A 26,534-nucleotide genomic window follows, 5' to 3' on the forward strand; every position below is an offset into this window, starting at 1 on the left:
TCAGGAATCCTTGGCACCCGACCCACCGGCCGCGCGCTCACATTGAATATTCATTTGGGTGATGCCGCCGTCGGCAGGCGCTGTTTCGTCCAGCTTCAATTCACGGCTGCACCACGGCTGGCCGTCGACGCTGACCAACAACCGCGCCTCGGGCGGCACGCCTGTCAGGAACGCGCGGCCTTTGTCGGCCACCAGGGTGTTGCCGAGGGCGCGGCCATCCGGGGCAAGCAATTCGGCGCGGGCGGCAAACGGCGCTGCTTCGCCAAGGGTGTCGCTGATGCGAAACAGGATGCGTTGGCCGCGCCGGGTGTCGAAGTCGGCCAGTACAAACGCGCCGCGGTTTGGCGTGACTTCCTGCACCGGCTCGGCGATGTCGACGTCAGACGGCATCGACTGGGTGTCCAGCGACACGCGGTTTTTGCGATAGGGCAGGGCCTGCGGCACCACGGTGTAGCCATTGCTGTTGGTGCGCACACCGCGCTTGTTGCTGATGCCCACGTCGGCGGCGCCCGGTGTGGCGACGATCACATTGGTTTCGCCCAATGGCTGGCTGAACATCAGGTTGCTGCCATACGCCACCACCGAACCTTCGACGCCCATGTCCAGTTGGCGGCTGCCGGTGGTCTCGTTATAGGCACCGCGCACAATCGCGTTGGGCGCGTCGTATTGCGCGGCGAAGGTGCCGCCGGTCTGGCGTTGCGCGCCGCTGACTTGCTGCGACACACCCGCGCTGTAGGCCAGCGTATCGTCCTCGAACGCGTTGCCGCTCAGGGTTGCGGTGCGTGATGCCGAGCCCCGCGCGCTCTGGTTCATGTTGGCCGTAACGCGCTGGCTGCGCGTGCCGCCCAGGGGCATGCTGATGCTCAGGGACAGGCTGCGGTCGTCGCTGTTGGCGCCTTTGTTCAGGCCCAGCCCAAGGGAGTAGGAAATGTCCCCGACGCTCGCGCTGTATCCCAATTGGATCGAGGTGTCGGCCTTGCTCTTGTCCCAGTAGGCGGTTTTCGACACGTTGGCATAGACCCCGCCGTAGCCGCCCAATTGCTGCGACACGTTGGCGGTGAAGTTGCTTTTCATGTGGCCGCTGCGGTACGTGTCCAGGGTTTGCTCGGTGCTGCGGCTGTTCAGCGCTTCGTTGAACGAGTAGTAGCCGCCGGTGGAGTAGCGGTAGCCGATCAGGCTGAAGTTGGTGTCGGTGGCCGCCAGGGACTTGGAATAGCGAAAGCGAAACGACTGGCCGCTGGACGTGGTTTTCTCCCGGCCCACGGCGTCGCTGCGGGCGTGGGTCACGTCCACCGAGATCGCGCCAAAGCCGGCAAAGTCGTGGGCAAAACCCAGCAGGCCGGCGTTGTATTGATTACTCAGCAGGCTGCCGCCAAACAGCGTGGTGCTGCCGCTCAAACCGCGTCGTAGGGAGGCCTGGATAAATGTTGGGGTTTGCTGCACAAAGGACGATTGCGCCGGGCGGTATTGGCCGGCGAATACCGAATAGCTTTGCTGGCCTTCGCGCAGCATGTAGGGCACCGACGAGAACGACTGGGTGTAGATCTGGCGCTGGCCGTCCGGGCCTTCCACGGTGACTTCGATGTCGCCATTGCTGGCGGTGGGGTACAGGTCGGTCAAGGCGAACGGCCCCGACGGCACCCATTGCTCATGGATCACATAGCCGCGCTGGCGGATGATCACCCGCGAGCGGCCATTGGCAATGCCGCGAATCACCGGGGCGAATTCGCGGGCCTGGTCGGGCAGCATGTCCAGATCAGAGGCGATGCCCAGCCCGCGATAGGGGATCGCGTCAAACAGGTCGCCTTCGGTGGTGGAATCGCCCAGGGTGGCGATCGCCATCATATTGCCCATGTCGCGCTGGGCGTAGGTTTCCAGCGACTCCCAGCGCCCGGGCGTGGTGCTGCCTTTTTGCCAGGTCGAAAAATTGCGCAGGCGCCAGGCCCCGGCATTCACGCCGCTCCTCAGGCTGCCGAACTGGTCCTGGCGGCGGCCGGTATCGGACTCCACGGTGCTGCCGGTGAAGCTGTAGTTGGTGAAGGCCACCTGTTCGCCGTTACTCCATTGCCGACGGCGCACTTCAAAAGGGATGCTGCCCAGGTAGGCCTGTGGGATTTCAATCGACAGGATCTGGCGGTTGAAGTCGTAGTCGTAGCTCACGCCGGCCAGGCCCTGATCGAACGCAATGCAGGTGGGGTCGGCGTCGGTGCGGTTTTGCAGGGCCGTGTCGGCCACGCCCTGGGCGCGGAAGAACTCGACATCCAGGCAGGGGAACAGGCCGGTGCTCGAGCGTTCCTGGGTGCCGGTGGCGCGGATGAAACGCACATCACGCTGTTCGATCGAGCGCTGGTTGAGCTGGATATCCACCCGGTAAATCCCCGGCAACTGGCCGTCGCTCATGGCGCTGACCTGTTGTTTCACAGCGGCCGAACTCTGCCCGCCGCCGATTTCGAGAAACGACGCATCGAACTCGTAGCCGGCGTGTGCGGGGGCCAGGTGCAAGACGGCGGCGGCCACGAGCGGGCAGCCGAAAGCCTTCACGGCCCGACGGCGCATGAATGGGAATGAACGGAGCATGGTCGTTCCTGAAAAGGCGTTCCGGGGTTGTCGCGTGGGTATCAGTGAATGCGGATGACGGGGGCGGTCACGATGCTGCCGTAGTCATCGATGTAGCTCAGTTGCACTTCATCGCCGGCCTTTGCCTGGATCGGCAGCTCACGCGCTTCGCCTGGGCGCAGCACATCCGGCGCCTGGGTGATCGGCAGGCCGTTGAGCTTCAGTTCGCTGACCACCACGTGCAGCTTGGAGGCGTTATTGACGGCCAATGCACCCGCTTGGGCCTTCCAGTTCACTTGCGCCACCGCGTCCTTGAGCGAACCTTTGAGGCCGGCCGGGCGGTAGAACAGTTTGATCGTGGTCTTGAGCGCGATCTGCAGCACGTTCTTGCCTTTTTGATCGTCGCTCATGGCCGGGATTGCCTTGACGTTCATCAGGAACAGGCTTTCGCGGTCCTGGGGCACTTCTGGGCCACCGGTAAAAATGATGCGCAGGATATTTTCCTTGTCGGCATCCAGCCGGAACAGCGGCGGCGTGACGAAAAAGTTATCGACGCTTTCCTCGTTGCCACTGCCGAAGTGGCTGACCCAGGACTGCACGAGGTAAGGCGAGGTGTCGTCGCGGTTGCTGACGCTCAGGTTGGCTTCGTTGGAAGCGCCGTCGTAGATCAGTCGCGTGGCGCCGACGGTGACGGCGGCGTTGGCGGCGCTGTGCCAGAGCGGCAGCAGGGCGAGCAGAAGATAGACTTTCAAACGCATGACAGGGGGACCTCCGGAAGCCCGCGGGCCGGCGCGCGAACGCCTGGCCCACGGTGTTGACGAGCAATTACTTGTAGGTAACGTCGAAGCTGGCCAGCGCGTGCACCTGACCGGTGCTGATGCCGGAGGTGGTCACCGCGTCGTCGCCTTCACCGGTGGTGGTGTCGGCGACGGTGCGCACGTAGGCAGCGGTAAAGTCGAAGGTATTGGACTGTGCACGCAGGTCGTAATCGGCGGTCGGCGTGTTCAGTGGCAGTTTGTTGCCGTTACGGGAGTCGGTGATCTGGATCGCGATGCCGCGCACCTGGTTTTCACCGGTCAGGCCCAGTAATGTCGGGTCGCTGGCGTCTTGCTGGCCGCTGAAGGTGATCGCGACGTTTTTACGGGTCGCGGTGCTGCAGTTGTCCAGGCTGATGGAAAACGGCTTGGCTTTATCGGTGAGCACCGAACCCACGGTGGGCGCGAAGTCAGCGATGCGCACCGGGTCCAGAGTCACCGACTTGTTCACGTCGCCGGTGGTGATGGTGCAGGCGTTATCGGTGACGGAACCGGTGAATTCGATCTGCCCGTCCGCCGCCTGAGCGGTGCCGGCCAGCAACCAGCAAGCGCCGCAGGCGAGGGTGAGTTGGCTCAGTTTGTTCAGCATTGCAGTGCCTCTTTTAAGAGAAGGAAGGTTGTCTGCCTACCCGTCAGGTAAGCCAATCCATAGTGCAATGCTGTGTTTTAGAGGCACATGAGACGGATCTTAAAAACTGGCGAACTGATGGCCGCCCGACCGCTGAGTCCATATAAGGCGCCGAGCGTGATATTCTGCGCGCCATCTTGGTCTAGCCTCTATCGAGTACGTACACCCGTATACGTCCCGGTGGTTAGCTGGCGCCCAGGTAGCTGAAGCCAATAATGATAAGAAGTCAGCGCAGAAGGGACATAAAAGTGAGGTCGATACGTCGGCCTTGTGTGCCCACCCTGCGGTCCCCGAATGAATGTGCACACCCCGCGGTGCGTTGCCTGGCGCAGCGTGATTGAGGGTTGCCCATGATCAGGGGCAGTGGGGCGGATGGCGTTTTATCATAGGTGCTACTGATGTTTAAAAAAGTAAACACTGCCCTGCTGGGGCTGGCTTTGTCGATGGGGATCACTTCCGTTCACGCGGAAGAGGCAAAGAAAGTCGATGTGCTGCTGATCGGCGGCGGCATCATGAGTGCAACCCTGGGTGTGTGGCTCAATGAGCTGCAACCGGACTGGTCGATGGAGATGGTCGAGCGCCTCGATGGCGTGGCCGAAGAAAGCTCCAACGGCTGGAACAACGCCGGTACCGGTCACTCGGCTTTGGCTGAGCTGAACTACACCCCGGAAGACAAGAACGGCAACGTTGAGATCCCGAAAGCGGTCGAGATCAACGAAGCGTTCCAGATCTCCCGTCAGTTCTGGTCCTGGCAGGTTCAGCAGGGCGTCCTGAAGAACCCGCGTTCGTTCATCAACTCCACTCCGCACATGAGCTTCGTGTGGGGCGATGACAACATCAAGTTCCTGAAGAAGCGTTACGAAGCGCTGCAGGCGAGCCCGCTGTTCGCCGGCATGCAGTACTCCGAGGACCCGGCGCAAATCGCCAAATGGGTCCCGCTGATGATGGAAGGGCGTGACCCGAACCAGAAAATCGCGGCCACCTGGACCCCGATCGGTACGGACGTGAACTTCGGCGAGATCACGCGCCAGTTCGTCGCTCACCTGCAAACTACGCCGAAGTTCGACCTGAAACTGTCGAGCGAAGTGCAGGACATCACCAAGAACGCCGATGGCACCTGGCGTGTCAGCTACAAGAACCTGAAAGACGGCACCAAGACGGAAACCGACGCCAAGTTCGTGTTCATCGGCGCGGGCGGCGGTGCACTGCACCTGCTGCAGAAGTCGGGCATTCCTGAAGCCAAGGAATACGCGGGCTTCCCTGTTGGCGGTTCGTTCCTGGTCACCGATAACCCAACGATTGCCGAGCAGCACCTGGCCAAGGCCTACGGTAAAGCTTCCGTTGGCGCACCGCCGATGTCGGTTCCGCACCTGGACACCCGCGTGCTGGATGGCAAGCGCGTGATTCTGTTTGGCCCATTCGCTACCTTCTCGACCAAGTTCCTGAAAGAAGGCTCGTACCTGGACCTGCTGACCAGCACCACCACTCACAACATCTGGCCAATGACCAAAGTCGGTATCCGCGAATACCCACTGGTCGAGTACCTCGCCGGCCAACTGATGCTGTCGGATGACGACCGCTTCAAGGCGCTGCAAGAGTACTTCCCGAACGCCAAGAAAGAAGACTGGCGCCTGTGGCAGGCCGGTCAACGTGTGCAGATCATCAAGCGTGACGAAGAGCAGGGCGGCGTCCTGAAACTCGGTACCGAAGTGGTCAGCTCCGCCGACAACACCATCGCCGGCCTGTTGGGTGCATCGCCAGGCGCGTCCACCGCGGCTCCGATCATGCTGACCGTGCTGCAGAAAGTGTTCAAGGAACAGGTTGCTTCCCCGGCCTGGCAGGAAAAGCTGCACCAGATCGTGCCTAGCTACGGCACCAAGCTGAACGACAGCCCTGAAGCTGTGGCTAAAGAATGGGCCTACACCGCCAACATTCTGCAGCTGACGCCTCCACCTGCGATTCCGCAGCTGACTGCTCCGAAAGCCACCGAGGCTGCAAAGCCTGCGGCTGAGCCGAGCAAGCCAGCTTCTGACCTCGCGCTGTAAGACGTTGGTGAGGTCCTGATTCAGGGCCTGCGCAACGTAAAAAGCCCGCTGAACCGGTGACGGTCAGCGGGCTTTTTTGCAGGTGTCACCAATGAGCGGGTACTTCGACCTGCCGCTCTGCAGCTGCCAACGCTGCCTTCAGTCCCTCTTTATCCAGAGGTATGCAGTACGCCGGCTTGGCGCGTTCAAACCGCCAGCTCTCATCCAGCCCACCGGCATCTACGGCGTCGAAGCCGATCTCGTCCAGCAGGGCGATGACTTGCGCCTTGGCTGCCGGGTCATCCGCCGCGACCGGGAGCGCGCGCCGGTCGGGTGCGCCGCGGCTGCGAGCATCCTGGGTCAGGTCCGGCGCCAGGATAGCGTTGAACACTTTCACCACATTTGATTGCGACAGGTGCTCGGCCACCAACCGACTGGTGGTGGTTTCAAAGCGGTCGAGCACGGGAATATCGCCGTCGCGGTTCGGGTAGTAGTTGTTGGCATCCATCACGGTTTTGCCTTCCAGCCACTGCGCCGGCACGCTGCGGTAATGTTCGAACGGAATCGCCAGCAGGACCAGTTCGCCAAATTGCGCGGCGTCTTGCGCAGTACCCACTTGAACCCCACGAATGCCACTCAGCACGCTGCTCATCGACTGCGGGCCGCGGGAGTTGCTCAACATCACTTCATGGCCGGCCGCCAACGCCAACTGCGCAACGGCGCGTCCGATAAAGCCTGCTCCGATAATGCCAATTTTCATGTCGGTGCTCCTGAGTTGAGAGAGACGTTATGATGATTGGCTACTGGATGAGGAAAAATGGCCGTTCTGGTTTAGGTATTGTTACTGGGAGTGGTGAATGATGGACCGCCTTTCAAGCATGAGTGCCTTTGTGATGGCTGCCGAACTGGGGTCCTACGCCCGTGCTGCCGAACGCCTGGGAATGTCGCCTCAGATGGTAGCCAAGCATGTGGCGGCGCTGGAGCGGCGGCTGGGCGCACGCCTGCTCAACCGCACCACACGCCGGCAAAGCCTGACGGAGTTGGGAAGCGCGTACTACGAGCGCTGCAAACATATCCTGACAGAGGCAGAGGCCGCAGACTCCCTCGCCCAGATCATGAATGACACACCACGGGGCAAGCTCAAGATCAGCGCCCCGGTGACTTTTGGCTCCTACAGCCTGATGCCACTGGTGACCGAATTTTTACGCGACAACCCCGAGGTGGAAATCGACCTGCACCTGACCGACCGGTTTGTCGACCTGGTGGAGGAGGGCTACGAAGTGGCGTTCCGTATCGGCCCGCTGGCGAACAGCAGCCTCACCGCCCGGCCGCTGCAGCCCTACCGCCTGGTGGTCTGTGCGGCACCCAAATACCTGGCCGAGCGCGGCACGCCGCTGACGCCCGCTGACCTTGAACACCACGAGTGCCTGGGATACGCCTACTGGTCACGTCCGGCTGATCGCGAATGGTCGTTCTACCAAGGCGCCGTCCTGCACAAGGCCCAGGTCGCCAGCCGCCTGCACGTGAATGAAAGCCGGGCCTTGATGTCGGCCGCGCGGGATGGTTTCGGGGTTGTGCTGGGGCCTGAGGATTTCTTGCGCTCGGCGCTCAAGAGCGGTGAGTTGGTGCGAGTGCTGCCGGACTATGAGGCGCCAAGTCGGCAGATGCATTTGCTCTACACCGCGAATCGCCAGCGCACCGCCAAGCTGCGGCGATTTGTCGATGCGGTGCTGTTGCGTTTCGGACCACCCTAGACGCTGAAGCCGGCCTTGACCTGCTCATACAGATGCAGTGCCAACAGGTTGCTGCTGTCGCCAAGCAGGTACAGGTGATGCAGCGGCAGCGGCGGCAGTTCAGCTCCAGCAATCTGGCGCGTCAATCCCTTACCCATGCGGCTTTCTTCCACCAACCCCACCGCCATGCCACTGCGGATACACGCTTCAACAGCGGGCGAACTCGCGCTTTCCAGCAGCACCCGATAGTAAGTGCCGTGCTCCTTCAGCGCTCGAATCGCTGCAGCGCGATAAGGGCAACCTGTCAGTTGCACGGCAATCGGCAGTGGCGCCTGCGGTGGGCAGCTGAAGTGTTCGGCGGCCACCCACAGCGGCTGGATTTCTCCCAGGCGCTCGCCTTGTTCCAACGGCTGGGCGCTGACAATCAGGGCCAGGTCCAACTGCCTGCTGGCGAACAGCGTGAGCAGTTCGCCACTCGAGCGCGCCTCTACCTCCAGTTCCAGCAGTGGGTTGTCGGCGACCAGGCGGGGCAGGAACTCCTGCATGAAGTCTGGCGCGTAAGAATCAGGCAAACCCAGGCGAATCTTGCCCTGCATGCGTTGCGGCGTGAGGGAGGCCAGCAAGCGGTCGTGGCTCTTGAGGAATTCGGTGGTTTCGCCCAGGAGTTTCTTGCCGTACATCGTCAGCTCAACCCCCTGGTTGCTGCGGCTGAACAGGCGTTGACCGACCTGGTCTTCGAGCTTCTGGATCTGCGTGGTCACCGTCGAGGCACTGCGGTGCACATGATTGGCCGCTTCGTTGAATCGCTGGAAGCGCGCCACCGCGTGGAAAGTGCGCAACAGATCAATATTCAGTTGTTTGCTCATGATTCCACTTTTAAGGATTAGTGGTACAGATTATTCAAATATACAGAATCATGCGCGGCACTTAGCCTTTTGGTCAATCAAGCGAACCGGAGGCTCAATGAAGCGATCAACCGTGGGGCGGTTGCTGTTACAGGCGGTGTTCGTGCTGTCGTGGAGTTCGGGGTTTATCGGCGCGAAACTGGCGACCCGGAGTGATGGCGTGTTCAACGTGCTGTTCTGGCGTTTCTTGCTGGTGTCGTTGTGCCTGGCGCTGTTTTTGAACGTGCGGCTGCTGAAGGTTTCCTGGGCACAGATCCGCCATCACGCGGTGGTGGGTTTCCTCTCGCAGTTTCTCTATTTGACCTGTGTCTACGTGGCGATCCAGAACGGTTTGCCGCCGGGGATTGCGGCGATCATCGCGGCCCTGCAGCCATTGATGACGGCGGCGCTGTCATCGGGTAGCCACGCCGAACGCAGCGGCGGCTGGCAGTGGCTGGGCTTGATGATCGGTTTTGCCGGCGTGTCGATCGTCATCTTCGGGCAATACCGCAACAGCGGGGCCGAAGTCGGGTGGGTCATGTATGCATTGCCCCTGGTGTCGGCACTCGGTCTGACCGTGGCCACGCTGTACGAACGGCGGGCGGCCCGCACTGACTCCGGCGACCTGAGCCTGGCGTTGTTTATCCAGTCGTTGCTGACCTTGATCGGCTTTGCTGCAGCGGTGCTGTACACCGATACGCTGAGCATTCCGCAGACCCCCGACGTATTGATCTCCATCGTTTGGCTGACGGTGTTCTCTACCTTCGTGGCTTACCTGAGCCTGTGGATGTTGTTGCGCGTAATGACGGCTACCCATGTGGCGACATTGGTGTACCTGGAGCCTCCCGTGACACTGGTGTGGGCGGCACTGATGTTTGGCGATGAGATTCATGCGTCGACGTATGCAGGGATCTCCGTGGTGGTGGCCGGGCTGATTCTGGTGCGACTGAAACAGCCGGTCGCAGTCTGTGCCTCTTGAAAAGGTCAGTTTTTCTTTACCTGCTGTCTGCCCGTGGGTTCAGCAAGCTGACAGTTGGCACCTGTTAAAAAGTCTTATGGCCAAGCAGGAGCGCGGCTGGAACAAGGGGGCATTTTTTTTCCGGTATAAACGCTGGGCGGTCACGCCCGAGGATTCTGTATGTTGTTACGTTATGCGGCATTGGCGGCTTTGGTCGTCGCGGCTTCCGGGTGTGTAGAGGAGCGGGTCGTGCATGATCGACGACCGGTGCAGCGTGAATATGTAGAAGTCGTCGCGCCGCAACCGCCGCCGGTGCAGGTCATCGAGGTCGAGCCCGAAGGGCGGCCAGGTTACCTGTGGTCGCGTGGCTACTGGCGTTGGGAAGGCGGGCGCTATGTGGCGGTTCGCGGCCACTGGGAGCCGGTACGGCCAGGTTATCGTTATGTTCACCCGCATTGGGAGCAGCGTAACGACGGCTATCACTGGCAGGGCGGCGGTTGGGTTCGCTGACCGTTTTCCGATGGCTTAAATCGGCTTCTTCGTACCCAGAAGCCGAACCTCCCTGAGCAGCGCCGCGCCCAACTGGCCGGTGCCAAGCTCCTTGTAACCCACCGCTTTAACATCGCCATTCTCTTCCGCCTGGATGAGGATCACCGGTGTTTCCTTGCCGGTGCCTTCGTCGACATGCATGGCGTACTGCGGGATATCCAGCTTGATCGGCGTGCCTGCCGCCTTGCCCTTCACATTGATCAGAAACGCCGCACAACCGGTGTCCACATCCTGACTGGTAGCGGAGCGACCGCTGACGAAGCAGGTGTCGGGCAGGTCGGGCCAGGCGATGGCTTCGGCGAGGGTCAATGGGGACGTTAATGCCAGGCCGGCGAGAAAAAGCGTGCGCACGTTGGTCTTGTCTCTGGATAAAGTCAGTAAGGGCATTTTCTACCAAAGCCTTGACGCTTCTGCAACGCGACGCCTCAGGTCAGCCGCCGCATGCCTGTAGCCTTGGCCGCGCTGACATCAAATGTCGCCGTATATTCACAGCCTGCTGCGTGGGCGCAGCGTTCAATCAGGCAGTCGGCGAAATCGGCCCTGGTGCTTGTAAATCGCCGGAGTGCCTGCCAGATAACGTCGGCGTGCTCTACGGTCAGTTCGCGGGTACGCAGCAGCGTCTCCAGGACCGCAACCACTTCACTCTTGGCTGACTGGTAACTGGACTGCAGGACCCACACCAGTTCCACCACTGAAACCAGGCTGACAAAACCCGGCGAGGCAGTGGTGAGCGACTCGATCAGTCTGGATGCCTTTGGCGATTGGACGGGATCATCCTGGGTGACGTAACGCACCAGCACATTGGTATCCAGTCCAATCATCGTGCTTTGGTTCCCTGTGCAGCGATGGCCAGGTTCATTTCTTCGATGCTGACGGGCTTGGCGGGTTTGCGGATCAGCCCTTTGAGGTCCGACACAGTCTTGCTGGCCGCGATGATCGCAAACTTGCCCTCTTCCATTTCGACGAATTCGACCCGGTCGCCAGTGTTCAGCCCAAGTGCGGCCCTGACTTGAACGGGAATGGTTATTTGGCCTTTTGAAGTGAGTGTGGCGGTAGCCATGTTGAAAGCCTCTCTCGTGATACTCCTTACCTTAGGGTAAGGAATAGTGGAGGGCAAGATCCATTGGTCCATAGGTTACTCATCTGGCGTGGGTGGGTCGGAACAGGTAAAACGATAGTCCGAACGTTTCCCGTCGACACGCCTGAAACCAGCCTTAAGAGATACAACATATGACCGACCGCCACCTCATCATCCCCACTTCCATGCACCCCATCGTCGAGCGCGCCGGCTACGTCCCGGCGGTAAAAGTCGGCAAGACCCTGTACTGCGCAGGGCAGGTCGGCCGCACGGAACACCTGGAAGTCATCACCGATCCCGAGGCACAGTTCGTCGCCGCCTGGGAGAGCCTGCGCCTGGTATTGGAGGAGGGGGGCTGTACGTTTGAAGACGTGGTCGACATGACCACCTACCACGTGAACATGAGCGAGCACATGGCGGTTTTCCGTGAAGTGAAAAACCGCCTTTTCCCTCGCGGGTTGTGCGCCTGGACGGTCATTGGCGTATCAGAACTGGCCAACCCGGGCTTGCTGCTGGAGATCAAGTGCGTAGCGGTTCAGCGCTGACTCACTGCACCACGCGGTAGCACGGCACGTAGGCGGCGCCGCCTGGCAGTTTCATCCGGTGCTGCTCTACAAACGCCTTCAGCAACTCATCCAGCGGTTTCATGATCGCCGGGTCGCCATGAATCTCATACGGCCCGTTCTGCTCGATCAGGCGGATGCCCTTGTCCTTGACGTTGCCCGCCACAATCCCCGAGAACGCCCGGCGCAGGTTGGCCGCCAGTTCATGGGGCGGCAGCGCGTGGCTCAGTTGCAGGCTGGCCATGTTGGCGTGGGTCGGGTCGAACGGGCGCTGGAAGCCCTCGTCGATCTTCAGCAGCCAGTTGAAGTGGAACGCGTCGTTGCGCTCGCGGCGGAACTGTTTGACCGCTTTCAAGCCGACGGTCATCTGCCGTGCCACCTCAGCCGGGTCGTCAATGATGATCTGGTAATGAGCCTGGGCCGCTTCGCCCAGGGTCGCGCCGACGAACGCGTGCAACTGTTGCAGGTACGGCGCGGCGTGTTTCGGCCCGGTGAGGATCACCGGGAACGGCACGTCGCGGTTGTCCGGGTGCATCAGGATGCCCAGCAGGTACAGGAACTCTTCGGCGGTGCCGGCGCCGCCCGGGAAGATGATGATGCCGTGGCCGACGCGCACGAAGGCTTCCAGGCGCTTTTCGATGTCCGGCAAAATCACCAGCTCATTGACGATCGGGTTCGGCGCCTCGGCGGCGATGATCCCCGGTTCGGTCAGGCCCAGGTAGCGCCCGCCGGTAATGCGTTGCTTGGCGTGGGAAATGGTCGCGCCCTTCATCGGGCCTTTCATCACGCCGGGGCCGCAGCCGGTGCACACGTCGAGGCTGCGCAGGCCGAGTTCGTGGCCGACTTTCTTGGTGTATTTGTATTCTTCGGTATTGATCGAGTGCCCGCCCCAGCACACCACGATCTTCGGCTCGACGCCCGGGCGCAGGGTGCGGGCGTTGCGCAGCAGGTGGAACACGTAGTCGGTGATGCCCTGGGAGCTGCTCAGGTCGATGCGCTGGCTGTCCAGTTCGTTTTCGGTGTAGACGATGTCACGCAGGGCGCTGAACAGCATCTCCCGGGTACTGGCGATCATTTCACCATCGACGAACGCGTCAGCCGGTGCATTCAACAGTTCCAGGCGCACGCCACGGTCCTGCTGGTGGATGCGCACTTCGAAATCTTTATAGGCGTCGAGGATGGTCTTGGCGTTGTCGATGTGCGCGCCGGTGTTGAGGATGGCCAGGGCGCATTGACGGAAGAGGGTGTAGATGCTGCCGGTACCGGCTTCGCTCAGTTGCTGGACTTCACGTTGCGACAGCGTTTCAAGGCTGCCTTTAGGGCTTACGGAGGCATTGATGACTTGTCTTTGGGGCATTCTGATTCCCTGAAAGCACAGCCACCGGACCAGGCATGGCCAGTGGCTTGAGGATAGTGCGCGCCGTTTTCGGTCGCATTGGACTGGCATTTTCCCCGGCACTGGAGCCGAGCGCAAACACCGTCGCGCACCATCATGCCGCAGAAGTTACTGAATCAGCTTCCAGTTTTTGTAGAAAAACCGACGCAGGGTAAAGACTGCTCCGGCAAAGGCCGCGATCAGGCCGTTGAGCACCGACGGCACCAGGGTTGGCCGCACGATGTCGATGAACAGGCAGTAGCGCTTGGCGTCGTTCTTGTTGAAGGAGGCATGCATCAGCGTGTCATCGAAGATAAACAGCGGATCATCGTGCCAGTAGTGTTTGTGCTTGCCGACCTGGATGTAGACGCCGTCGTGATGGGGCGCCGGTGCCATGTTGTAGAGCACGCGGAACATCATGCGCAGCGGGCCGAAGTGAAACGAGGTGGAACGGTTTTCGTTGAATACCGACACGCCGATGGTTTTCACGTAGGGCAGTTTTTCCCGCAGTTGCGGGATATCCAGGGTGGTCTCGATCGGGCGGCCGTACCATTGGAAAAACAGCATGCCGCGTTTTTTCTCGGCCATGCGCTCGTCCAGGTACTGAATGATCTCGTCCTTGTTGGCCATGGCGTCGTCGATCACCTTTTGCAGGTCTTCGCGCCAGGCGGGCGGCAGGTCGTTCATTTTATAAACGTGGCGATTGCGCTGGCTCAACAGGTCAAACAGCGTGTTGAACGGCGCCAGCAACCAGGTATTGCGGCCGTTGCCGATGAAATACTTCTTGATGGTCGCGCCGTCGTACAGGCCATTGCGCAGGAAATCGTACAGGCCGCAGAACACCACCAGCAGCAGAAACACCAGGGTGGTCTTGGGGAAGCAATAAATGAACAGCAAGACGCCAAGGACCCATGCGGCGGACGCCAGGCGTTTGCGGATGACACTCTTACTCATGAAACTGGGCTCCATCGGACGGTCTTCGATTGCTTCAAAACCGTCCGCGGTTGACTGGCAGGCCAGGCAAAGGCGTCAGTCAACCCGTGGGCATCATGCCCGAGCCGAAACATATCGAAATAATATGGTCATGATAGGGTGTTATCGCCCTCACGTGGCGTTTTAAATGCTGGAAATTTGTGAAGTCGCAGCACAGATTTTTACCGTTGTCCCCCTAAAATGCCTCGGCGGATGGTCAGGTCGGCGGTGTTGCGGATAGCATTTTGTGAACAGAAGATTTGCGACTATCGTGACGCTTCGGTTTTCCGGGCGTCATAGACCGGTACGATTGACGCTGTAATGGCCACCATTGGCCTTCGGCACCTTGGAAGAGGCAGAAATTTTATGATCATCAAACCGCGGGTTCGTGGCTTTATCTGTGTGACCGCTCACCCGGTTGGCTGTGAAGCGAATGTCAAAGAGCAGATCGACTACGTGACCGAACACGGTGCCATTGAAGGCGGCCCGAAAAAGGTGCTGGTCCTCGGGGCTTCCACCGGCTACGGCCTGGCCGCGCGCATCAGCGCTGCCTTTGGCTGCGGCGCCGACACCCTGAGCGTGTTTTTTGAGAAAGAAGGCGAAGAAGGCAAGCTCAGCTCTGCCGGCTGGTACAACAGCGCCGCCTTCGAGAAGTTTGCGCTGGAAAAAGGCCTGTACGCCAAGAGCATCAACGGCGATGCGTTCTCTGACGAGATCAAGCGCCTGACCATCGAAACCATCAAGAAAGACCTCGGCAAGATCGACCTGGTGGTCTACAGCCTGGCCGCGCCACGCCGTACCGACCCGCAAGGCGTGGTGCACAACTCCACCCTGAAGCCGATCGGCAAGGCTGTGACCCTGCGCGGCATCAACACCGACAAGGGCGTCGTGGTCGACACCACCCTCGAACCGGCCACCCAGGAAGAAATCGACGGCACCGTGAAAGTCATGGGCGGCGAAGACTGGCAGCTGTGGATCGACGCCCTGCGTGACGCCGACGTGTTGGCCGAAGGCGCCAAGACCACTGCGTTCACCTACCTCGGCGAGAAGCTGACCCAGGACATCTACTGGAACGGCTCCATCGGCGAAGCCAAGAAAGACCTGGACAAGAAAGTCCTGACCCTGCGCGAAAACCTCGCGGCGCTGAAAGGCGACGCCCGTGTGTCGGTACTCAAGGCAGTAGTGACCCAGGCCAGCTCGGCGATCCCGATCATGCCGCTGTACCTGTCGTTGCTGTTTAAAGTGATGAAAGAGCAGGGCACCCACGAAGGTTGCATCGAGCAGGTCTACGGCCTGTTCAAGGACAGCCTGTATGGCAAAGAGCCCAAGCTCGACGCCGACGGCCGCCTGCGCGCCGACCTCGCGGAACTTGAGCCTAAGGTTCAGGACGCGGTAGCGGCCCTGTGGAATCAGGTCTCCGATGACAACGTCAACGAGATCAGCGATTTTGCCGGCTACAAGGCGGAATTCCTGCGCCTGTTCGGTTTCGAGATCGACGGCGTGGACTACGACGCTGACGTGAATCCGACCGTGAAGATCAAGGGCCTGATTCAGGCTTAAGCGCTTGCGGTAACGAAGAAGCGGCCTCCAGGGGCCGCTTTTTTGTGCGCGTCATGCCAGACTGCGGTCGTTATCACACCCACGCTAACGGAGGATCTACATGACGATTCGTGCAGTCGTTTTTGATTTCGGCGGTGTCCTGTTCGACTGGAACCCGCACCATCTCTACCGCCAGCTGATTATCGACGACCGGGAGCGCCAACGGTTCCTGGACACCGTCTGCACCCAGGCCTGGAACACCGAGCAGGACGCCGGGCGCAGTCTGGCTGAGGGCACCCGCGCGCTGATCGCCGAACATCCGCAGCACGAGCCTTTGATTCAGGCGTACTACGACCGCTGGCACGAGATGCTGCGTGGTTCATTGCCGGAGGGCGTGGCGATACTCGAAGCGTTGCATGAGGCGAAGATGCCGCTGTTCGGCCTGACCAACTGGTCCGCCGAGACCTTTCCCTATGCCCGCGCCCACTATCCCTTCCTGCAGTATTTTCGCGACATCGTGGTGTCCGGCGAAATCAAGCTGATCAAGCCCGATCCTGCTATTTACCAAGCCAGCCTGGCGCAGGTGCGCGCCCATTTGCCGGATATCCAGCCGGGTGAAGTGGTGTTTATTGACGACGTAGCCGGCAATACCGAGGCGGCTACTGCGCTGGGTTGGCAGGGGATTCACCACGTGTCTGCCGCGCAGACCCGGGAGCGCTTGATCGAGCTGGGGGTGAGCCTCTAGCGCGCCCATTTCTCCATGACGAAATCCACGAACGCCCGCAGCTTGGGCAGGCGATAGCGGTCCTGGGCGTACAGCAAATGCATGGGCCGGCTGGGCAGTTGGTAGTCCGTCAGTAATGCCACCAGTTTCCCGGCCCGCAGGTCTGGCTCGACCAGGGCGTCAGGTAGCATCACGATGCCCATGCCTTCCAGGGCAGCCTGGCGCAAGGCCTGCGAACTGTTGATGGTCAATGAGCCGGAAACCGGAATTTCCACTTCGCCCTCTGCACCGCGCATTCGCCACAACTTGTCGGCGTTGCGCCAATCGTCGGTCGCCGGGTAAGCGAACGCCAGGCAGTCATGTTGCTGCAGATCATCGGGGCGTTGAGGTGTGCCACGGCGCGCCAGGTACTCCGCAGAGGCGCAGAGGGTGATGGTGTAATCCTGCATGGGGCGGGCAATCAGGCTTGGCGCGTCCAGGTCGCCCAAGCGGATGGCCACGTCGAACCCGCTGTCGACCATGTCCATCCGCTGGTTGCTCAGCACCACGTACAGCTTGATCTGTGGGTAGCGCTGGGAAAATTCGCTGAGCGCCGGTGCCAGGCGTTCGGTGCCAAAGGCCGGTGGTGCGGTGATCCGCAGCAGGCCCTTGGGCACGTCACTGTTGGCTTGTTCGGCCATCTGCTCGGAGTCGGCCACCAGGCCCAGCACCTCCAGGCAACGCTGGTAATAAATCCCGCCAAACTCGGTCAGGCTTTGCTTGCGCGTGGTGCGCTTGAGCAGGCTGACGCCCAGGCGTTGTTCCAGCGCGCGCAGGTGATTGCCGACCATGGTGGTGGACATGCCGCACGCCTGCGCCGCCGCCGTCATGCTGCCGGCTTCCACCACTTTTACGTATACCGTCATCGCCTGGAACAGATCCATTATCAAGCCCTGGTTTAAAGTGATCGCAGTGTTGTGCAGTTTATCCAGCTCGGGTGGCTAACGATACTGGTGCCATCACTACGATGCACTGGAGCCTGATGCCATGACCGCCGCCTGCCTGATGACCACTTATCAACCGTCGCCCCTGAGCTTTACCCGTGGCCTTGGCACGCGCCTGTGGGACCAGCAGGGCCGTGAATACCTGGATGCGGTGGCAGGTGTGGCGGTGACCAACGTCGGTCATTCCCATCCGCGGCTGGTAGCGGCCATCAGTGAGCAGGCCGGTTTGCTGCTGCACACCTCCAACCTCTACAGCATCGACTGGCAGCAGCGCCTGGCCCAGCGCCTCACCCGGCTCTCCGGGCTGGACCAGGCGTTCTTCAACAACTCCGGTGCCGAAGCCAACGAAACGGCGCTGAAGCTGGCCCGGCTGCATGGCTGGAAAAAGGGTATCGAACAGCCGCTGGTGGTGGTGATGGAGAATGCCTTTCACGGGCGCACCCTGGGCACCCTGTCCGCCAGCGACGGGCCTTCCGTGCGGTTGGGATTTCAAAAACTGCCGGGGGACTTTATCAAGGTCGGCTTCGGTGACTTGAAGGCACTGGAGGCCGTGACCCGGGAGTTTGGCCCGCGCATTGTTGCGGTGCTGCTTGAGCCGATCCAGGGCGAAAGCGGCGTGCAAGTCGCGCCGCCGGGCTATCTGAAAGCCTTGCGCGAGCACTGCACCCGGCAAGGCTGGTTGTTGATGCTCGATGAGATCCAGACCGGGATCGGCCGTACAGGTCGCTGGTTTGCCTTCCAGCATGAAGGCATCGTGCCTGACGTGATGACCCTCGCCAAAGGCCTCGGCAACGGTGTGCCGATTGGCGCGTGCCTGGCCCGGGCCGCTGTTGCGCAACTGTTTACCCCCGGCAGCCACGGCAGCACCTTCGGCGGCAACCCGCTGGCCTGCCGTGTCGGTTGTACGGTGCTGGAGATCATCGAAGAACAAGGCCTGCTGGACAACGCGGCGCAACAGGGTGAGCGGCTGCTGGCGCGCCTGCGGGTGGAATTGAACGAGCATCCCCAGGTGCTGGCGATTCGCGGGCAGGGGCTGATGATCGGCATCGAACTGGCAACACCTCAGCGCGACCTGGCCCAGCGCGCGGCGCAAGAGCATGGCCTGCTGATCAACGTCACGCGGGGCAAGATCATTCGCCTGCTGCCGCCGCTGACCATCGATGCCAAGGAAGTGGAGATGATCGTGCGCACACTTTCCCGGCTTCTGGACTAAACACGGATGAGGCTGACGCGGAGCGTCACTGGCTGCATTCCCACGCAGAGCGTGGGAACGATCAGTCAAACGGGGTAGCCGGAGCCCACCTGCACCCCGTTCAGCCATTCCTGATTCAGGGTCTCGGTATCCCCCAGGTAATCCAGCAACCAGGCCATGGCCGGCGACAGTTTGTTCTGTGCCCAGGCCACGCACGACGGGCTGGCAGGGAAGGGCCGGGACAGTTGCAGGGCGCTCAGCTCGCCGCGCTCGATCCACGGCTGCACCAGGTGCGCCGGTGCCATGCCGACGCACAGGCCATCCCGCAGGCAATCAATCGCCGAAGCCCAGTGCGGCACCACCAAACGACGCTGGTTATCCAGGGTCCAGGTGTCGCGCTTGGGCAGGTTGCGCGAGGTGTCGGTCATGCACAGGGAGGCGAAGGGCCGCAGTTGGTCATCGCTGAGCAGGCCTTCGACCGCTGCCAGCGGATGCCGGCTGCTGACCACGCACAGCCAGTTCAGCAGGCCCATGTCACGAAATGTGAATTGACTGGCCACCGGCACCGCGCTGGTGGCGCCGATCACGATATCGGTGCGGTCATCGGCCAGGGCATCCCACACCCCGTTGTACACCTCGTAATCCAACAGCAATTCCACCTCCGGGAACTGCCGATAGAAATCCAGTACCAACTGCCGGCAGCGCTGCTGTTTAACGATGGAATCCACCGCGACTTTCAACTGGCCACTCCAGCCATTTGCCACTTGCTGGCACAGCCGGCGGGTGCCGAGCATTTTTTTCATGACGCCGCGGGCTTCGTCGATGAACAATTTACCCGCGGGTGTCAGCTCCACATCCCGATGCCGTCGGACGAACAGCGGCACCGCCAGCCATTCTTCAAGTTGCCGCACGGTGTAGCTGATGGCTGACGGCACGCGGTGCAGTTCCTGGGCGGCGGCGCTGAAGCTGCCGTGGCGGGCCACTGCATCCACCACATCCAGGGAATATTCAGACCACATGAAATTTGCCTTCAAAATTATTGATAAGAGTGTCCAATTATTATCGCTTCACAGGGATTTGCTCAGCTTCATAATAGGCGCCAGTCAGCAAATAGTTTGATGGCAGGTTATACAAGGCTTCAATGAAAAATTCTTTTGGATTCACCTGGTACCTGGCGGGGCTGAGCATGCTCGGCTATCTGGCCATGGATATGTACTTGCCGGCGTTTGGCGCCATGGGCGAGCAACTGCAGATTTCCCCCGGCGCGGTGGGCGCGAGCCTGAGCATTTTCCTCGCCGGCTTTGCCGTCGGGCAGTTGCTGTGGGGGCCGCTATCCGACCGGTTGGGACGCAAGCCGGTGCTGCTTACGGGCCTTTCCCTGTTTGTGCTCGGCTGCCTGGGGATGTTCTGGGTCGAGACCGCACCGCAGCTGTTGGCCTTGCGTTTTGTCCAGGCGATTGGCGTGTGTTCCGCCGCCGTCAGTTGGCAGGCGCTGGTGATCGACCGCTACCCGGCGGACAAGGCCCATCGGGTGTTCGCCGGCATTATGCCGCTGATGTCACTGTCTCCGGCCCTGGCGCCATTGCTGGGAGCGCTGATGCTGAATCACTGGGGCTGGCAGGCGATTTTCGGTGTGTTGTTGGTGGTTTCGCTGCTCCTGCTGCTGCCTACGTTGTTTCTCAGGCCGCTGCCGAAACGCCTGACAACCGACGGCGAACCGTCCCGAATCGGCTATGGGCAATTGCTCAAGTCGCGGGTGTTCACCGGCAACGTGATGATCTTTGCCGCATGCTCGGCCAGTTTCTTCGCCTGGCTTACCGCCTCGCCGTTCATCCTTGGCGGGATGGGCTACAGCCCGAATGACATCGGCTTGAGCTACGTATTGCCAACGCTGTCGTTCCTGATCGGTGGCTACAGTTGCCGCAGTGCGTTGCAGCGGTTCCAGGGCAAGACTTTGTTGCCGTGGCTGCTGCTGGCGTACTGCATCAGCATGGTCGCGCTGTACCTCGTCGCGACCTTGACCGTGCCGACGCTCGCCACCTTGCTGATTCCGTTCTGCCTGATGGCCCTGGTCAATGGCGCCAGCTACCCGATCGTGGTGGCGAATGCACTGATGCCGTTTGCGGAAAATTCCGGCAAGGCGGCGGCATTGCAGAACACCTTGCAGTTGGGGTTGTGCTTCCTGGCGAGCCTGATCGTGTCGTCGATGATCGACCAGCCGCTGTTGATCACTGCGATCGTGATGCTGGCGACCGCGCCATTGGCCGTGTTGGGCTACTGGCTGGCGCGACCGAAGGTCGACAATGGCGATGCCGACCTGGTGCGCGCCCGCTAGAACGTCACTTCCATGTTCACCGTCGGCGTTGACGTGCGGCTACCCCGGCCGCCGTCCACGCCGAACTTGTTATGCCAATACTCATAGCCGACGCCCAGGTAGAGATTGGGCTTGACGCCTTTGCCCGGACGCACCGCCACCATCAGCGCGGTGCGCATCAGGGTTTCCGGCGCGGTGTCGCGGCCATGGAAGTCTTCGCCCTTTTCCCCGACGTGATTGATAAACCCCTGAAACTTCGCCCCGTGGTTGCCGATCTCGAAAGGCCGCATCCAGGTCAGGTTGAGCATGTAGGTATCGTCGAAGGTGTGATCGGGTTCTTTCGCGCCAGGGATGCCGGAATGGTTTCTTTCCTTGTAGTACATCAGGCTCAGGTCCAGCACGCCGACGGTGTTGAACTTCAAGGTCGGGCCAATCACCAGCGCGCGTTTTTTCGCCGACGCCAGGTTGTTGTTGCGGTTAGCATCAAAGCCGAAGGTCAGTGCGTAATCCTTGATCACCCCGGTGCCCAGCGGCACATCGAATACCCGTGAGGCGTACAGCTGGTGCCGGTACACCGCATACACTTCGCTGCCGCCGTGGTCGGTGCCCTTGCGTGGGTCGCGGCTGTCGGACAGGAACACATCGAGGTTCAGGTAGTTGCTGCCGTACTGGTAGCCGCTGGCGTGGGTGAAGCTGTAGATGCGCTTGCTGAATTCATCCGGGTTGTTCGGGTTGGTGAACTGCTGGCCGTAGCGAAATCCCAGGCTGTTGTTCATCCATTCCAGCGCGACAGCCTCCCCGCCGCCGAACAGGGTGAGTAATACGGTTGCGCCGTGCAGTGCCTTTTTCATTGTTTTAATTCCTTTGGCGTTTTGGCTCATGGCGACCGCGCAAGGGTCGCCGGGCGCAGTATCGGCACATCCGTTGTAGGTTCCAAAGAACAGAATCTCGCCTGGGCCGATGCCAAAACGGCAGCACTGAAACTGGCCTGAGAGTCAGGAAATACGCGGCGCCCAGGGTGTTTCCTGATGTTCGCGCAAACTGATTTCTTCACTGAGCAGATGGGCCATGGCTTGCACCGCCATCGGCAAGTCCCGGTCTTTGCGGGCGTATAAGCCGAGGTCGCTGAAGATCCCGCCCTGGTCGCTGAGCGGAATGTGCAGCAGTTCGCCGCGGGCTAAATCTACCTCCACGCCAATGCGCGTCTGGAACGCGATGCCCAGTTGCTGGCGCGCCAGTTGCCGGGCCAGCTCCATCGAGTTGCTGTGCAGCAGTGGCTTGTTCGTCGCCGCCGAACGCTTGTGCAGCGGTGCGATCAGGTGGTGAACCGAGAGCTCGCTCTTGGCCTGGATCACCCCGTGTTCACAGCAGCGCGCGTAACTCACGCTGCTTTCACCGGCCAACGGATGCCCCGGTGCCATCAACGCCCCCAGGCGGAAATGGCCGACACACACCTGGATGGTTTCGCTGCTACGCGGTAAGGCAAAGGCCAACCCCAGGTCAGCCTGGCCGTTGACCACCGCACCGGGAATCGATTGCGAACCTTGTACCGTGACGCCAATGGTCACTTTCGGATAACGCTCACGCATGCGCTTGAGGGCGGCGGGCAGCAGCTCCACAGTGGCGCCTTCCACCGTGGCGATTTCCACGTGGCCGGTCTGCACACCGTTCAAGCCATCCAGTTCACCGCGCACGCGCTCCACGTCCTGCAACAGGAAACTCACGTGGCGGGTCAGGATTTCCCCGGCCGCCGTCAGGCGCAGGCCGCCGGGCAGGCGCTCGAACAGCGCCGCGCCCACCTCGTCTTCCAGCTTGAGGATCTGCCGGTTCACCGCCGAAGACGCCACGTTCAGGCGGCGCGCGGCTTCGCGGATCGAGTGGCAGCGGCGAACCATGTCGAAGTAGTAAATCGCCGGGGCGTGGATGCGCAGCTTGCGGTTGAGCATTTTTTTCAAGTCCTTGTGCGCAGCGCTTCGAGCCACGGGGCAGGGCGGCTGAATGGATTTTTGTAACGGCGTTCAGGGTGTTCTTGTGAAAATGATTGTATACAACTCTATGGACATCCAATCTTTCTATTGCATACAGTGAGTGCACAACAAAAACAGAGAACCCCTCACCATGACTATCCCGAAGGCGTCACCGCAGCGGCCAGAAGATGAGAATCTCGGCGTCGCGGCCAACATGGCTTACGGCCTGCAGCATGTGCTCACCATGTACGGCGGCATCGTGGCTGTACCGTTGATCGTCGGCCAGGCGGCCGGGTTGTCGCCGGCCGATATTGGCCTGCTGATCGCTGCCTCGCTGTTTGCCGGAGGCCTGGCTACGCTGTTGCAAACCCTGGGCCTGCCGTTTTTCGGCTGCCAGTTGCCGCTGGTGCAGGGGGTGTCCTTTGCCGGGGTGGCGACTATGGTGGCGATTGTTGGCAGTGACGGTGCGGGTGGCATCCCGGCGATTCTCGGGGCGGTGATGGCCGCCTCCCTGATAGGCCTGCTGATCACCCCGGTGTTCTCGCGAATCACCAAATTCTTCCCGCCGCTAGTCACCGGGATTGTGATCACTACCATCGGCCTGACGTTGATGCCCGTCGCCGCCCGCTGGGCCATGGGCGGCAACAGCCGCGCCGCAGATTTCGGCAGCATGCCGAACATCGGCCTGGCGGCGCTGACCCTGGTGCTGGTATTGCTGCTGAGCAAGATCGGCAGCGCGACCATCTCGCGGCTGTCGATCCTGCTGGCGATGGTGATCGGCACGGTTATCGCGGTGTTCCTCGGCATGGCTGACTTCTCCAGCGTGACCCAGGGCCCGATGTTCGGCTTTCCCACACCCTTCCATTTCGGCATGCCAACCTTCCATCTCGCGGCGATCATTTCCATGTGCATCGTGGTGATGGTGACGCTGGTGGAAACCTCGGCGGACATTCTGGCAGTGGGTGAAATCATCGACACCAAGGTCGACTCCAAGCGCCTCGGCAATGGCCTGCGTGCGGATATGCTGTCGAGCATGTTTGCGCCGATCTTCGGCTCGTTCACCCAGAGCGCGTTTGCACAAAACGTCGGACTGGTGGCGGTTACCGGGGTCAAGAGCCGTTATGTGGTCGCCACCGGTGGGATATTCCTGGTGATCCTCGGCCTGCTGCCGTTCATGGGGCGGGTGATTGCGGCAGTGCCGACTTCGGTGCTGGGCGGGGCCGGGATCGTGCTGTTCGGCACCGTGGCTGCCAGTGGTATCCGGACCTTGTCCAAGGTTGATTACCGCAACAACATGAACCTGATCATCGTCGCCACTTCCATCGGTTTTGGCATGATCCCGATTGCGGCCCCGAGTTTCTACGATCACTTCCCGAGCTGGTTCGCGACCATTTTCCATTCGGGGATCAGTTCGTCGGCGATCATGGCGATCCTGTTGAACCTGGCGTTCAACCACTTCACCGCGGGCAACTCGGACCAGCAGTCGGTATTCGTTGCCGGGACGGAACGCAGCCTGTGCTTCCAGGACGTGGCGGCGTTGCGGGACGGGGATTACTTCAGCGGCGGCAAGCTGTTTGATGCCGAGGGCAAGGAGATTCCGTTGCTGGAGGAAGTGCCGAAGAAAGCGGCCGTGCACGGCAGGGCACAGACCAGCGAGGTGTAACAGCCACAAAGAGTCCAATGTGGGAGCGGGCTTGCTCGCGAAGGCGGTGTGTCAGTCGCTAAATATGCTGACTGATCCACCGCCTTCGCGAGCAAACCCGCTCCCACATTTTGATCTCAGCCAGTCTTGAGCGTTCTGTGGGGCACCGAACAAGCCTCATCCAAAAACTGCACCACCGTCCCCATGCACGCCTGTCGCTCTTCAACATGCGGCATGTGGCTGGAGTCTTCGAACAGCGCCCAGCGCACATCGGCGATCTCATCCAGGAACGGCTTGACCACCAGCGGCGTGGCCTCGTCATGGCGACCGGAAATCACCAGGGTCGGCACATTGACCTTCGACAGCCGGCCGATCACGTTCCAGTCTTTCAAGCTGCCAATCACATGGAATTCCGTCGGGCCGCTCATGGCGTGATACACCGTCGGGTCCGAATCCACCTGGGCGAATGTGCGGGCGACTTCTTCCGGCCACGGATTGACCCGGCACACGTGCTGGTCATAGAAAATCCGCGAGGCGGCCAGGTACTCAGGGTCCTGGTAGGTGCCGGCCTGTTCATGCTTGAGCAAGGTCTCGTGCACGCCTTCAGGCAGTAGCTTGCGCAGGCGGTTGGCCTCGGCAACCCAGGTACGCATGCAGGTCGGCGAGTTGGCCGGAATAAATGCACGCAGGCCCTTGGGTTGCAGGATGGCGTGTTCGCTGCCGAGCATGCCGCCCCAGGATTGACCCAGGATCGCGTAGTTGTTGCTGATCTGCAGATGGTCCAGCAGGTTGTCCAGTTCTTCGAGGAACAAGCCGACGGTCCAGAATGAAGGGTCTTTGTCAGGCAGGTGGGTGGAGCGGCCGTTGCCCAGTTGGTCGTAGTGAATGACCGCGTGGCCACTGGCGGCTACGTCCTTGTAGGCATCGACATAATCATGGGTACAACCCGGGCCACCATGGAGGATGACCAGCGGCGTGAGGCCGCTGTCCAGGTCGCCGGTTACCCGATACCAGGTCTGGTAGTCGCGAAAGGCCGCATAGCCTTCGCGGATTGTTTCGATGAATTCCATTTCGTGCCCTGCCCTGAGAAAAAGTGATCAGGTACACGATAGTCGGCACAGAAAGTTTAAGTAACTAGCAAAACAGCTAGGTTTTTCCTTCGGATCAGTCTTCCAGCAGCCGGTAATGAGTGGCCCGTACCACCGCTTGCACCCGGTTCTTGGCCCCCAGTTTGTGCATGGCCGACGCCAGGTGCAGGGTAACCACTGCCAGGGAGCGGCTCAATTGCGTGGCGATTTCGGCGGCGGTCAGGCCGTCGGCGGCCCATTTCAGGCATTCGCGCTCACGCTTGGTCAGGCGGATATGCGGGTAGGAGCGCAGTTCCTTGCTGAAAAGCGGGTAGGCCGCTTCCTGCAAGGCGTGGGTAATCAGGCTGAATTCCGACAGCGTCTGGCGGGCGTCCTGCAACACGGCGCTGGCCTTGCCGGTGCGCAGGCCGGTCAGCGAGGCGAAGCCGCCACGGGGCAAATGGATCGGCACGCTGACGCCGCAGGTCATCTGGCGGTCGTGCAAGTAGCTGGAAACCGGGGCGTGGCAGGGGTCGATGATTTTTTGCAGCGCGGTATCGGCCTTGGCCTCGTAGGACCACACAAATGGTGAAACCGTCGACAGTGCGAGGTGTTGCACCGGATCGATCTGATAAAAGCCGGAACTGCACCACAGGTTGTACCAGTCGGGCGGGGTATTGCGCAGTTGCAGCACAGAAGGGGTGATCAGTGCACCATTATGGTCAATGGGCACGGGGGTGTAGTCGTAGACCAACGCATCAAAACCCAGGTCCTGGGCCAATACGAGGGTGTTGTCCATCTGTTCATCCAGGCTCCTGCCGGGGATGAGACGGTCATTAAACGCAGTTAGCCTGGCCAGCATCCGTTCTGCTCCCGATTTCATTTGAATCTCGTCTTGCTGCAAGTAGAATGCCACGCCCCGGCGAAGGACTGCCAGACCAAACCTATAAGAATTACCAGGTTATGGACAC

At 60.9% G+C, this 26,534-nt stretch carries 25 protein-coding genes and 1 pseudogene; 10 read left to right on the plus strand and 16 right to left on the minus strand.

All coding sequences use genetic code 11. From position 1 onward, the window contains the following. The 3 genes from HX805_RS20900 to HX805_RS20910 all read right to left on the minus strand — a co-directional run bounded on the left by HX805_RS20900 (position 1) and on the right by HX805_RS20910 (position 3,960). Positions 1-2,577 carry a fimbria/pilus outer membrane usher protein gene (locus tag HX805_RS20900; protein ID WP_177117278.1) on the minus strand — a complete coding sequence of 859 codons (2,577 nt, stop codon included), beginning with the start codon at positions 2,575-2,577 and terminating at the stop codon, positions 1-3. 41 nt (positions 2,578-2,618) lie between these two features. Further along, positions 2,619-3,314, minus strand: a complete 696-nt coding sequence (locus HX805_RS20905) for a molecular chaperone (RefSeq protein ID WP_177117279.1) — start codon at positions 3,312-3,314, stop codon at positions 2,619-2,621. 67 nt (positions 3,315-3,381) lie between these two features. Further along, entirely contained in the window at positions 3,382-3,960 is a 579-nt protein-coding gene (locus HX805_RS20910) for a fimbrial protein (RefSeq protein ID WP_003218890.1), read from the minus strand. Positions 3,961-4,397: 437 nt separating this feature from the next. Between HX805_RS20910 and mqo the strand changes: the two genes are divergently transcribed. Beyond that, positions 4,398-6,044 carry a malate dehydrogenase (quinone) gene (gene mqo / locus HX805_RS20915; RefSeq protein ID WP_003218888.1) on the plus strand — a complete coding sequence of 549 codons (1,647 nt, stop codon included), beginning with the start codon at positions 4,398-4,400 and terminating at the stop codon, positions 6,042-6,044. A gap of 85 nt (positions 6,045-6,129) precedes the next feature. Here the strand turns inward: mqo and HX805_RS20920 are convergent. Continuing rightward, a pseudogene (locus HX805_RS20920) lies at positions 6,130-6,795 on the minus strand (NADPH-dependent F420 reductase); the annotation flags it as partial. Positions 6,796-6,880: 85 nt separating this feature from the next. Between HX805_RS20920 and HX805_RS20925 the strand changes: the two are divergent. Beyond that, positions 6,881-7,777 carry a LysR family transcriptional regulator gene (locus HX805_RS20925; protein WP_173406091.1) on the plus strand — a complete coding sequence of 299 codons (897 nt, stop codon included), beginning with the start codon at positions 6,881-6,883 and terminating at the stop codon, positions 7,775-7,777. Here the strand turns inward: HX805_RS20925 and HX805_RS20930 are convergent. Continuing rightward, positions 7,774-8,622, minus strand: a complete 849-nt coding sequence (locus HX805_RS20930; protein ID WP_134325972.1) for a LysR substrate-binding domain-containing protein — start codon at positions 8,620-8,622, stop codon at positions 7,774-7,776. The two genes, HX805_RS20925 and HX805_RS20930, sit on opposite strands and share 4 nt — an antisense overlap. Before the next feature lie 97 nt (positions 8,623-8,719). Here HX805_RS20930 and HX805_RS20935 point away from each other — a divergent pair, with 97 nt between their 5' ends. Further along, the gene (locus HX805_RS20935; protein WP_177036278.1) at positions 8,720-9,619 is read left to right on the plus strand and encodes a DMT family transporter; all 900 of its coding nucleotides are present in this window, start codon (positions 8,720-8,722) and stop codon (positions 9,617-9,619) included. A 159-nt stretch (positions 9,620-9,778) separates the two neighbouring features. Further along, on the plus strand, positions 9,779-10,108 hold the full coding sequence (locus HX805_RS20940) for a YXWGXW repeat-containing protein (RefSeq protein ID WP_026077934.1): 330 nt from the start codon (positions 9,779-9,781) through the stop codon (positions 10,106-10,108). Between the two features lie 15 nt (positions 10,109-10,123). Here the strand turns inward: HX805_RS20940 and HX805_RS20945 are convergent, their stop codons facing one another. The 3 genes from HX805_RS20945 to HX805_RS20955 form a co-directional block, all read right to left on the minus strand. Then, positions 10,124-10,498, minus strand: coding sequence for a hypothetical protein (locus HX805_RS20945; RefSeq protein ID WP_032899669.1), 375 nt, complete (start codon positions 10,496-10,498; stop codon positions 10,124-10,126). 74 nt (positions 10,499-10,572) lie between these two features. Further along, positions 10,573-10,968 carry a PIN domain-containing protein gene (locus HX805_RS20950; RefSeq protein WP_003218874.1) on the minus strand — a complete coding sequence of 132 codons (396 nt, stop codon included), beginning with the start codon at positions 10,966-10,968 and terminating at the stop codon, positions 10,573-10,575. Then, entirely contained in the window at positions 10,965-11,279 is a 315-nt protein-coding gene (locus tag HX805_RS20955) for an AbrB/MazE/SpoVT family DNA-binding domain-containing protein (protein ID WP_177117281.1), read from the minus strand. Before HX805_RS20955 ends, HX805_RS20950 begins: the two co-directional genes overlap by 4 nt. A 98-nt stretch (positions 11,280-11,377) precedes the next feature. Here HX805_RS20955 and HX805_RS20960 point away from each other — a divergent pair, with 98 nt between their 5' ends. Then, positions 11,378-11,770 carry a RidA family protein gene (locus tag HX805_RS20960; RefSeq protein WP_003218870.1) on the plus strand — a complete coding sequence of 131 codons (393 nt, stop codon included), beginning with the start codon at positions 11,378-11,380 and terminating at the stop codon, positions 11,768-11,770. Between the two features lies 1 nt (position 11,771). Here the strand turns inward: HX805_RS20960 and ppnN are convergent, their stop codons facing one another. Both ppnN and HX805_RS20970 read right to left on the minus strand, forming a co-directional pair. Next, a complete protein-coding gene (ppnN, locus tag HX805_RS20965) occupies positions 11,772-13,145 on the minus strand; it encodes a nucleotide 5'-monophosphate nucleosidase PpnN (RefSeq protein ID WP_003218868.1) in 1,374 nt (457 codons plus the stop codon). A gap of 147 nt (positions 13,146-13,292) precedes the next feature. Further along, positions 13,293-14,117 carry an aspartyl/asparaginyl beta-hydroxylase domain-containing protein gene (locus HX805_RS20970; protein ID WP_177008102.1) on the minus strand — a complete coding sequence of 275 codons (825 nt, stop codon included), beginning with the start codon at positions 14,115-14,117 and terminating at the stop codon, positions 13,293-13,295. 384 nt (positions 14,118-14,501) lie between these two features. Here HX805_RS20970 and fabV point away from each other — a divergent pair, with 384 nt between their 5' ends. Next, entirely contained in the window at positions 14,502-15,695 is a 1,194-nt protein-coding gene (fabV, locus tag HX805_RS20975; protein WP_177117282.1) for an enoyl-ACP reductase FabV, read from the plus strand. Between the two features lie 100 nt (positions 15,696-15,795). Further along, positions 15,796-16,419 (plus strand): HAD family phosphatase, encoded by a 624-nt coding sequence (locus HX805_RS20980; protein WP_177117283.1) that lies wholly within the window; start codon positions 15,796-15,798, stop codon positions 16,417-16,419. Here the strand turns inward: HX805_RS20980 and HX805_RS20985 are convergent. Further along, positions 16,416-17,321: a LysR family transcriptional regulator gene (locus HX805_RS20985; protein WP_102368413.1), complete on the minus strand. Its 906-nt coding sequence runs from the start codon at positions 17,319-17,321 to the stop codon at positions 16,416-16,418. The genes HX805_RS20980 and HX805_RS20985 overlap by 4 nt on opposite strands. Positions 17,322-17,424: 103 nt before the next feature. Here HX805_RS20985 and HX805_RS20990 point away from each other — a divergent pair, with 103 nt between their 5' ends. Further along, positions 17,425-18,594: an aspartate aminotransferase family protein gene (locus HX805_RS20990; RefSeq protein WP_177117284.1), complete on the plus strand. Its 1,170-nt coding sequence runs from the start codon at positions 17,425-17,427 to the stop codon at positions 18,592-18,594. A 65-nt stretch (positions 18,595-18,659) separates the two neighbouring features. Here HX805_RS20990 and punR read toward each other — a convergent pair whose 3' ends face one another. After that, on the minus strand, positions 18,660-19,592 hold the full coding sequence (punR, locus tag HX805_RS20995) for a DNA-binding transcriptional activator PunR (RefSeq protein WP_003218855.1): 933 nt from the start codon (positions 19,590-19,592) through the stop codon (positions 18,660-18,662). A gap of 122 nt (positions 19,593-19,714) precedes the next feature. On the opposite strand from punR, the gene punC reads away from it, so the two are divergent. Further along, positions 19,715-20,908 (plus strand): purine nucleoside transporter PunC, encoded by a 1,194-nt coding sequence (gene punC / locus HX805_RS21000; RefSeq protein WP_177117285.1) that lies wholly within the window; start codon positions 19,715-19,717, stop codon positions 20,906-20,908. On the opposite strand, the gene HX805_RS21005 is transcribed toward punC, so the two are convergent. Together HX805_RS21005 and HX805_RS21010 are read right to left on the minus strand one after the other, a co-directional pair. After that, entirely contained in the window at positions 20,905-21,738 is an 834-nt protein-coding gene (locus HX805_RS21005; protein ID WP_177028733.1) for a nucleoside-binding protein, read from the minus strand. The two genes, punC and HX805_RS21005, sit on opposite strands and share 4 nt — an antisense overlap. Positions 21,739-21,882: 144 nt before the next feature. After that, a complete protein-coding gene (locus tag HX805_RS21010) occupies positions 21,883-22,833 on the minus strand; it encodes a LysR family transcriptional regulator (RefSeq protein ID WP_177040078.1) in 951 nt (316 codons plus the stop codon). A gap of 172 nt (positions 22,834-23,005) precedes the next feature. On the opposite strand from HX805_RS21010, the gene HX805_RS21015 reads away from it, so the two are divergent. Then, positions 23,006-24,517, plus strand: coding sequence for a nucleobase:cation symporter-2 family protein (locus HX805_RS21015; protein ID WP_010176247.1), 1,512 nt, complete (start codon positions 23,006-23,008; stop codon positions 24,515-24,517). A gap of 116 nt (positions 24,518-24,633) precedes the next feature. Here the strand turns inward: HX805_RS21015 and HX805_RS21020 are convergent, their stop codons facing one another. After that, positions 24,634-25,566 (minus strand): proline iminopeptidase-family hydrolase, encoded by a 933-nt coding sequence (locus HX805_RS21020; RefSeq protein ID WP_003218843.1) that lies wholly within the window; start codon positions 25,564-25,566, stop codon positions 24,634-24,636. 94 nt (positions 25,567-25,660) lie between these two features. Then, positions 25,661-26,425: a LuxR family transcriptional regulator gene (locus HX805_RS21025; RefSeq protein WP_008437673.1), complete on the minus strand. Its 765-nt coding sequence runs from the start codon at positions 26,423-26,425 to the stop codon at positions 25,661-25,663. Between the last annotated feature and the right edge of the window lie 109 nt (positions 26,426-26,534).

Source organism: Pseudomonas sp. G5001 (assembly GCF_013385475.1).
Classification (GTDB): domain Bacteria; phylum Pseudomonadota; class Gammaproteobacteria; order Pseudomonadales; family Pseudomonadaceae; genus Aquipseudomonas.

What these genes read in the sequence shown, in the direction of transcription:
- fabV (WP_177117282.1), top strand. Translation starts at nt 14,502, where the DNA reads ATGATCATCAAACCGCGGGTTCGTGGCTTTATCTGTGTGACCGCTCAC.
- HX805_RS20900 (WP_177117278.1), bottom strand. Translation starts at nt 2,577, where the DNA reads ATGCTCCGTTCATTCCCATTCATGCGCCGTCGGGCCGTGAAGGCTTTC.
- HX805_RS21005 (WP_177028733.1), bottom strand. Translation starts at nt 21,738, where the DNA reads ATGAAAAAGGCACTGCACGGCGCAACCGTATTACTCACCCTGTTCGGC.
- HX805_RS20925 (WP_173406091.1), top strand. Translation starts at nt 6,881, where the DNA reads ATGATGGACCGCCTTTCAAGCATGAGTGCCTTTGTGATGGCTGCCGAA.
- HX805_RS20905 (WP_177117279.1), bottom strand. Translation starts at nt 3,314, where the DNA reads ATGCGTTTGAAAGTCTATCTTCTGCTCGCCCTGCTGCCGCTCTGGCAC.
- HX805_RS20950 (WP_003218874.1), bottom strand. Translation starts at nt 10,968, where the DNA reads ATGATTGGACTGGATACCAATGTGCTGGTGCGTTACGTCACCCAGGAT.
- punR (WP_003218855.1), bottom strand. Translation starts at nt 19,592, where the DNA reads ATGTGGTCTGAATATTCCCTGGATGTGGTGGATGCAGTGGCCCGCCAC.
- HX805_RS20985 (WP_102368413.1), bottom strand. Translation starts at nt 17,321, where the DNA reads ATGGATCTGTTCCAGGCGATGACGGTATACGTAAAAGTGGTGGAAGCC.
- HX805_RS20960 (WP_003218870.1), top strand. Translation starts at nt 11,378, where the DNA reads ATGACCGACCGCCACCTCATCATCCCCACTTCCATGCACCCCATCGTC.
- HX805_RS20980 (WP_177117283.1), top strand. Translation starts at nt 15,796, where the DNA reads ATGACGATTCGTGCAGTCGTTTTTGATTTCGGCGGTGTCCTGTTCGAC.
- HX805_RS21010 (WP_177040078.1), bottom strand. Translation starts at nt 22,833, where the DNA reads ATGCTCAACCGCAAGCTGCGCATCCACGCCCCGGCGATTTACTACTTC.
- HX805_RS21015 (WP_010176247.1), top strand. Translation starts at nt 23,006, where the DNA reads ATGACTATCCCGAAGGCGTCACCGCAGCGGCCAGAAGATGAGAATCTC.
- HX805_RS20955 (WP_177117281.1), bottom strand. Translation starts at nt 11,279, where the DNA reads ATGGACCAATGGATCTTGCCCTCCACTATTCCTTACCCTAAGGTAAGG.
- punC (WP_177117285.1), top strand. Translation starts at nt 19,715, where the DNA reads ATGAAAAATTCTTTTGGATTCACCTGGTACCTGGCGGGGCTGAGCATG.
- HX805_RS20910 (WP_003218890.1), bottom strand. Translation starts at nt 3,960, where the DNA reads ATGCTGAACAAACTGAGCCAACTCACCCTCGCCTGCGGCGCTTGCTGG.
- ppnN (WP_003218868.1), bottom strand. Translation starts at nt 13,145, where the DNA reads ATGCCCCAAAGACAAGTCATCAATGCCTCCGTAAGCCCTAAAGGCAGC.
- HX805_RS20990 (WP_177117284.1), top strand. Translation starts at nt 17,425, where the DNA reads ATGACCGCCGCCTGCCTGATGACCACTTATCAACCGTCGCCCCTGAGC.
- HX805_RS20935 (WP_177036278.1), top strand. Translation starts at nt 8,720, where the DNA reads ATGAAGCGATCAACCGTGGGGCGGTTGCTGTTACAGGCGGTGTTCGTG.
- HX805_RS20930 (WP_134325972.1), bottom strand. Translation starts at nt 8,622, where the DNA reads ATGAGCAAACAACTGAATATTGATCTGTTGCGCACTTTCCACGCGGTG.
- HX805_RS21020 (WP_003218843.1), bottom strand. Translation starts at nt 25,566, where the DNA reads ATGGAATTCATCGAAACAATCCGCGAAGGCTATGCGGCCTTTCGCGAC.
- mqo (WP_003218888.1), top strand. Translation starts at nt 4,398, where the DNA reads ATGTTTAAAAAAGTAAACACTGCCCTGCTGGGGCTGGCTTTGTCGATG.
- HX805_RS21025 (WP_008437673.1), bottom strand. Translation starts at nt 26,425, where the DNA reads ATGCTGGCCAGGCTAACTGCGTTTAATGACCGTCTCATCCCCGGCAGG.
- HX805_RS20970 (WP_177008102.1), bottom strand. Translation starts at nt 14,117, where the DNA reads ATGAGTAAGAGTGTCATCCGCAAACGCCTGGCGTCCGCCGCATGGGTC.
- HX805_RS20940 (WP_026077934.1), top strand. Translation starts at nt 9,779, where the DNA reads ATGTTGTTACGTTATGCGGCATTGGCGGCTTTGGTCGTCGCGGCTTCC.